The 6,406-nt window shown below is 45.3% G+C and carries 6 protein-coding genes; 2 read left to right on the top strand and 4 right to left on the bottom strand.

The genetic code is table 11. From position 1 onward, the window contains the following. The first annotated feature begins 40 nt into the window (after positions 1-40). On the top strand, positions 41-178 hold the full coding sequence (locus PG888_RS23220) for a LuxR C-terminal-related transcriptional regulator (RefSeq protein WP_442866239.1): 138 nt from the start codon (positions 41-43) through the stop codon (positions 176-178). A 77-nt stretch (positions 179-255) separates the two neighbouring features. Here PG888_RS23220 and PG888_RS06110 read toward each other — a convergent pair whose 3' ends face one another. From PG888_RS06110 to norV, 4 genes are all read right to left on the bottom strand, one after another. Beyond that, positions 256-1,473, bottom strand: coding sequence for a 4Fe-4S binding protein (locus tag PG888_RS06110; protein ID WP_270694419.1), 1,218 nt, complete (start codon positions 1,471-1,473; stop codon positions 256-258). Positions 1,474-1,581: 108 nt separating this feature from the next. Beyond that, on the bottom strand, positions 1,582-1,923 hold the full coding sequence (locus tag PG888_RS06105) for a DUF1971 domain-containing protein (RefSeq protein WP_139477674.1): 342 nt from the start codon (positions 1,921-1,923) through the stop codon (positions 1,582-1,584). Positions 1,924-1,985: 62 nt separating this feature from the next. Then, entirely contained in the window at positions 1,986-3,155 is a 1,170-nt protein-coding gene (gene norW / locus PG888_RS06100; RefSeq protein WP_270694418.1) for an NADH:flavorubredoxin reductase NorW, read from the bottom strand. Then, a complete protein-coding gene (gene norV, locus PG888_RS06095) occupies positions 3,152-4,633 on the bottom strand; it encodes an anaerobic nitric oxide reductase flavorubredoxin (protein WP_139707766.1) in 1,482 nt (493 codons plus the stop codon). The genes norW and norV overlap by 4 nt, the downstream gene beginning before the upstream one ends. A gap of 170 nt (positions 4,634-4,803) precedes the next feature. On the opposite strand from norV, the gene norR reads away from it, so the two are divergent. Further along, positions 4,804-6,333: a nitric oxide reductase transcriptional regulator NorR gene (gene norR / locus PG888_RS06090; RefSeq protein ID WP_163129268.1), complete on the top strand. Its 1,530-nt coding sequence runs from the start codon at positions 4,804-4,806 to the stop codon at positions 6,331-6,333. Positions 6,334-6,406 lie beyond the last annotated feature (73 nt).

Below are 6,406 nucleotides of genomic sequence, written 5' to 3'. Positions count from 1 at the left end.
ATGAGCGTTCACATTGGTCCGGAAATGGTGTTCACGTTGAATCGGAATTGGTGTTCATGATCGGCCGGAATATGCAACAGTTAAAGTTCATGTGAAAAACATCCTTAAAAAATTGAATCTACACTCAAGAATTGAGGTTGCAGTGTGGGTTCATAATGAAAAGATTATTTTCGATTAATGGTGATCATTATTGCATTACTGAATCACTTATAGAAAAAAGCGTCACTGAAAAGTGACGCTTGAACAGTTATAACTCTAATGTGACAGATTCGGCAGAATATCCAATAGATAGCGGCGTTGTTCTAATGGTGTGTTGCTTGTCCAAAAATCGAAAATCACATGAGCTAGCAATGGCATTAAGAGAAGTAAAACACACAACATTGCAAGCAAAGTTTTTGCTGAAACCTTTTTATTCGCAGTACCAAAATGAATCGCATTAGCTTGTTTTGGGCATGCAGAGATACAAGTTAAACAGTTTGTACACTCAATATTTCTGACTGATATAAGTTCATGAACCTGTATCCTTGATGGACATGCTCTACTGCATTTATCACAATCGTATCCCTTGCTTCGTAAACAGCTGCTGGAAGACCTGCGAATACGTAATGGTGTCAGAAGTCCCAGCAAGGAAAGCCATCCACCATAAGGGCATAGGTATCTACAGAAACCTTGCTTGAAAAACATCGTGACACTTAATACCCAGACAACAAAAATACCTGATATGGAGTTCAAGTTGAAAAAGAAGGCTCCCATTTTCATGTCAGCAGCTTGGTGATACTGACTCATCAAGTACCCTGGCAGTGCAATATTTGGAACAGCAAGAATAACTATGAACATCAGAAATGATAGAACTAGAAATTTCTGAGACTTGAGCAGTAGGTCTAACCATTTTGGCGGAGTCCACTCACCAGGTAGCAGCAAATTTCGAAAATGATGCAGCCATTCACCGACAACCCCAAGAGGGCAAAACCATGAGCAGAAGGCACGACCTAAAATGAGTCCAGATAAGGAAATAACCAAGACTGTGATTGTTGCCGCTGGGTGGTGGTAATCAGTAATGCCCAAGCTCAACAACGCTCGCAAGCCAAGACCGCCCGCTATAGGTAGAAAGCCATCTACGATATCAGGTCTAGACAGCCAAGGTAGGTCACCCTGGTGGAGTTGAAAAATATAAACACCATACTGTATTGTTACAAATCCCCACGATATAACTAAGAAATATCTAACTAAACTACGAAGTTGTTGATCACTTGAATCATAAAATGCGGATATTAATTTATATCTATAAAGCATGCCAATAGCGACAGCAAGCACGATTAAACTACTTAGTGGTGGCTTGGCTGCTACCGTCAACCATACAGCAGCGGTTAGCATCATGAACAGCTGCCAAGACCAGCCTGAACGCTCATGCCACTGGAACAACAACAGATACACCAAGCCACTCAGCATGGTTATGGTTTCAATCCCACTCATCTAGCCAACCCCCATCGAAAAAACAGCCAATCATAAACAACATTCCAGTTGTTTATTTTGATCTGGATGGGCAGTTGGCCTGGTTTGTGGCGATGACCAGATTGTAGTCTATTCTCTCGTCTTAATGAGCGGGCTATCTGAGCTTACGTTTTCAGCCCAAAAGTGGATATTGAATCTAGCATCTTCAGATAGTTCAACCCTGTGCCAATACTGAGGTGGGCTGGTTGCAAACTCTCCGGCTCGGATTACAAGCGTAATTTCAGGTATCTCTGCTGTTTCATCAGCAAAACCGTAATATGTTACCGTCCCTTCCATTACACATAACTGACCGAATACGCCAGCAGCTGTATTGTGATGGGTTAATAGAGCCTGTGGTACGTTTTCATTTGTAAAGAATGGGGTTGAACGGCGAACAACCCAATGAGCTGGTATACTATGCAGTAGCGACATGTTTTATCCTTAATAACCTATGAAATTAAGTAAGGCTGAGCATATGCTCAGCCAGCAATTATTCATCTAGAAAGAAGGCGTAGAAGTGGGAATGCAGCTCCCATCTGGTCTCCACCTACGACAAAGCCGCACATTTCACCATCCTCGCTGCGAGCTTCTGCGACCATTCCATTTTTATTCCACTTAAACTGCCATGAAAGGTCTGCACCTTTGGTTCTACCAGCTAACTGCAAAGGATATTGAAGTGTTTTTACCTTCACTAGCATTGGAGGAAGCGTTAATGGTGTTGGCTTACCAATCAGAGTTTTAGATAATGCATTGGCACCGAGAATAATTGGCTGCAAAAAGGGTCGCAATTCACCTTTCCACTCAACGCAATCACCAAGAGCATAAATGTGCTCACTCGATGTTCTCAGGTAATCATCTACTACAATTCCGCGTTTAACAGCCAGTCCTGCATTCATCGCTAAGGATAGATTCGGTTGTAGACCTATAGCTGAAATGACAAGATCCTGTTCATTGAAACTGCTGTCAGTGAGCTCTATCGTAAAGGATTCGTTGACATCTCTTCTTTGTATCGACTTGATACCTCGACCAAGTTTAAGGTCAACCCCCTGCTCCCGTAAGGCTTGCAGTAACGGTTGACTCAATGAGGCTGGCATTAATGTACTTAGTGGGCTGTCCGCCAGATCTACAAGCGTCACAATTCGGTCTTGACCCACCATATCCATAGCCAACTCACAGCCGATCAAACCAGCTCCGAGTACCATAATGCGTTTTGCATTCTTAATTAATTGTTCGGCATTGGCATAATCATTTTGGCTATTGAGGGTAACCATTTGATCTGAGTTTGGTATGGAAGGCCGTATAGAACTGGCCCCAGTTGCCAGCACTAGCTGGCCATAATAAAAATCGCCATGATCTGTGTGTACCATTTTGTTATTCGGACTAATGCTATGCACAATCGTATTAGGTGACAGAATAATACGTTGCTGTTCAGCAAATTGAGCCCCCGTCAACTTTGTCATTGCGCTGGCGGTGTAATCACGACTGACCACATGACTCAAGTCCGGCTTGTTATATTCATTGCCATTGTCAGCGGTAATAAGACGGATCGGTCTTTCACCATCTAATTTACGCAAGCTTTTTACCAACTGCTGAGCGGCAAAGCCGCTGCCGATGATGACTATATCCTGGCAGGAACCAACATCACGCTCATTTAAGGCGCTCATACACATGCCTCCACTGCGCATGGTTCGAATACCTCTTTACCGATGCCGCAGCCAGGGCAAAGGAAACTCTCCGGTACAAGGCTCCAGGGAGTGCCAGCCGCAACCAATTGATCCGGCTCGCCTAAGGCGGGGTCATAAACCCACTGGCAGACAGTGCAGAGCATTGCTTGATCATCGTCTACTCCGGCTACAACTGACTGGGTGGTCTCCTCTACAGGGGAGATATCAACAGTTGATGTTTCTTGATGGGCTGCTTTTTCTAGGAGAGGCATCTCAATCGGATGTAACGCCCATTGACGTGCGAGCTGGCGTCCGTGCTCGCGGCATTCTGCCAGTGCAGAACCATCTGGCCGCCATTTGGCTTTCAGAGAAATGCTGATATCAAAGCCTGCATCCATCAGTCGGGTCTGGATACGGTCTACTGCACCACCAGTCCAACCGTAACTACCGAATGCAGAAGCCCGCTTGTTTCTAAAGCGCAGGCCAGTGATCTCCTCCAGCATGCCTGCCACTTTAGGCATCATGACGTTGTTCATTGTGGATGAGCCCACGAGTATTCCCTTGGAGCGGAACACTTGTGTCAGGATCTCGTTCTTATCGTGGCGGGCTACGTTGTAGATCTTGACTGCGACCCCAGGGTCAACTTCGTGAATACCCTGTGCGATGGCATCGGCCATCATACGGGTGTTGTTTGACATCGAGTCATAGAACAGGGTGATACGATCTTCTTGGTAGTGGTCTGCCCACTCCAGATACTTGAGAATAATTTGGGTCGGATCCTCACGCCAGACAATACCGTGGGAGGTTGCCACCATGCTTACTGGCAGGTTGAATCCAAGCACCTCTTTGATTTTAGCTGTCACAAGTGGGCTGAATGGGGTGAGGATATTTGCGTAGTACCGTTGGCACTGCTCCATCAATTCGGTTTGATCTACTTCGTCATTGAACAGATGCTCATCACAATAGTGTTGACCGAAGGCATCGTTAGAAAACAACACTGCGTCCTCAGTCATGTAGGTCATCATGCTGTCGGGCCAGTGCAGCATAGGTGTTTCAATGAACACCAGCTGCTTGCCATTACCGATGTCGAGACTGTCGCCTGTTTTGACTGGATGGAAGTTCCATTCAGGATGATGATGGTGTCCCGTGATTGAGTCGATAGCGTTGTGAGTGCAGTAAATCGGAGTGCCTGGGATACGAGCCATCAATTCGGTCAGTGCCCCTGCGTGATCTTCCTCAGCATGGTTGATCACCACATAATCGATAAGGTTAAGGTCGATCTCTGCTGCAAGGTTTTGAACGAACTCTCGGCTGAACTTATGATCGACTGTATCAATCAGCACGTTCTTCCCTTCACGGATGAGATAGCTGTTGTAGCTCGTCCCCTTGTTTGTCTTGTACTCAGTACCATGAAAATCTCGAACTTCCCAGTCCCGTTGGCCGACCCAGTGAATGTTGTTTTTGACATGAATGGTCATCTGGCAATTCCTCAGTATGTAATAGTTGGTATTTCTTGATATCAACTATTGCAGCTAACATGCCAACCCATAACTTATTGTTTTTGTGAGATTTAATTTATTGATTTGTTAAAATGACATCGCATTGATATTGTTTAAATGACAGCATCAATGTCATTTGGACACTAACGATGATTTCGACAGACAGTTTGGCTCGTATTGCTATAGACATACAGCTGGGGATTTCACATCAAGACAGATTCCACCGCCTTATCCAGAGTATTCGCAGCCTACTGAACTCAGATGCGTCAGCCTTGCTACGGTACGAAGGAGGCCAGTTCATCCCGCTCGCCATCGATGGTTTAATGCAGGACGTATTAGGACGCCGTTTCGCCATCAAGGAGCACCCACGCATGGAGGCAATTGCTCGTGCTGGTGACGTAGTACGCTTTCCGGCAGATAGTAACTTGCCAGACCCCTATGATGGCTTGATCCCTGATCATGCAGAATTTAAGGTGCATGCTTGTGTTGGTTTACCTTTGTTCTCCGATCAAGTCTTGATTGGTGCATTGACCATCGATGGAATGAATCCTGCCCAGTTTGATGACATTAGCGATGAAGAGTTGCGTTTAGTTGGTGCGCTAGCGGCAGCGGCATTAAGTAACTCATTACTACTAGAGCGTTTAGCTCGCCAGAGCAGTGAGCCATTAATACCTTCAACACCAACAGGTGCAGATAGATTCGAGATAATCGGGCATTCTCGGGCGATGCAGCAGCTAAAGCATGAAGTAGATATAGTTGCTAATACTGATTTAAACGTCCTAATTTTGGGCGAAACGGGTGTAGGTAAGGAGTTAATAGCAAAAGCTGTACATCTTGGCTCGCCACGGGCAGATCGCAAATTGGTATATCTCAATTGCGCAGCTCTACCGGAATCCGTAGCAGAGAGTGAACTATTTGGACATGTGAAGGGAGCGTTTACAGGCGCTATTCATAACCGTGCGGGTAAATTTGAACTAGCGGATAAGGGCACATTGTTCCTGGATGAAATTGGTGAATTATCCTTATCATTGCAGGCAAAATTGCTACGTGTCATTCAATATGGAGACTTGCAGCGGATTGGTGATGACACTCCACTAAAAGTCAATGTACGTGTGCTTGCTGCAACGAATCGAGACTTGAAGAAAGCGGTCATCGATGGCGAGTTTCGAGCAGACCTCTATCATCGCCTGAGTGTTTTCCCTATACATGTACCAGCCTTGAGAGACAGAGAGGATGATATCTCCTTGCTGGCTGGTTACTTTTGCGAGTGCTGTCGAGTGAGTATGGGGTTAGAGCAACTGCGGATCCAACCTCAAGCACTGCATCTTTTGAAGGGCTATGACTGGCCTGGTAATGTGCGCGAACTGGAGCATGCCATTCATCGTGGTGCCGTATTGGCTAGAGCAGAGCAACGAAGTCCGGTTCTGACGCTTGCAACCCATCATTTCAGTATAGCTATACCACCAATGCCTCAATCTGGCATAAGTCCTACCGAAAATATGGATGACTTCGCTAGTAACCAAATGGGTTTGAGAGCATCAACTGATGCATTTCAGTCTGCGTTAATTAAAAAGGTACTAGCAGATCATAATGATAATTGGGCTGCAACAGCACGAGCCTTAGATATTGATTGTGGTAACTTACATCGTCTAGCCAAACGACTGGGGTTAAAATCATAAAGATACATAGCTATGGGCCATTATATAGTTGCATCCTGCATATTGGTTAACATATTGATTTATAGTGTTTTTT

The organism is Aeromonas sp. QDB23 (assembly GCF_027707745.1).
Classification (GTDB): Bacteria; Pseudomonadota; Gammaproteobacteria; order Enterobacterales; family Aeromonadaceae; genus Aeromonas; species Aeromonas allosaccharophila.
Note: the sequence above shows the minus strand (reverse complement) of the source record. Positions and strands in the feature narration are given on the sequence as shown.

Coding starts and splice junctions, on each gene's coding strand:
- PG888_RS06110 (WP_270694419.1), bottom strand. CDS start 1,473: ATGAGTGGGATTGAAACCATAACCATGCTGAGTGGCTTGGTGTATCTG.
- PG888_RS06105 (WP_139477674.1), bottom strand. CDS start 1,923: ATGTCGCTACTGCATAGTATACCAGCTCATTGGGTTGTTCGCCGTTCA.
- norW (WP_270694418.1), bottom strand. CDS start 3,155: ATGAGCGCCTTAAATGAGCGTGATGTTGGTTCCTGCCAGGATATAGTC.
- norV (WP_139707766.1), bottom strand. CDS start 4,633: ATGACCATTCATGTCAAAAACAACATTCACTGGGTCGGCCAACGGGAC.
- norR (WP_163129268.1), top strand. CDS start 4,804: ATGATTTCGACAGACAGTTTGGCTCGTATTGCTATAGACATACAGCTG.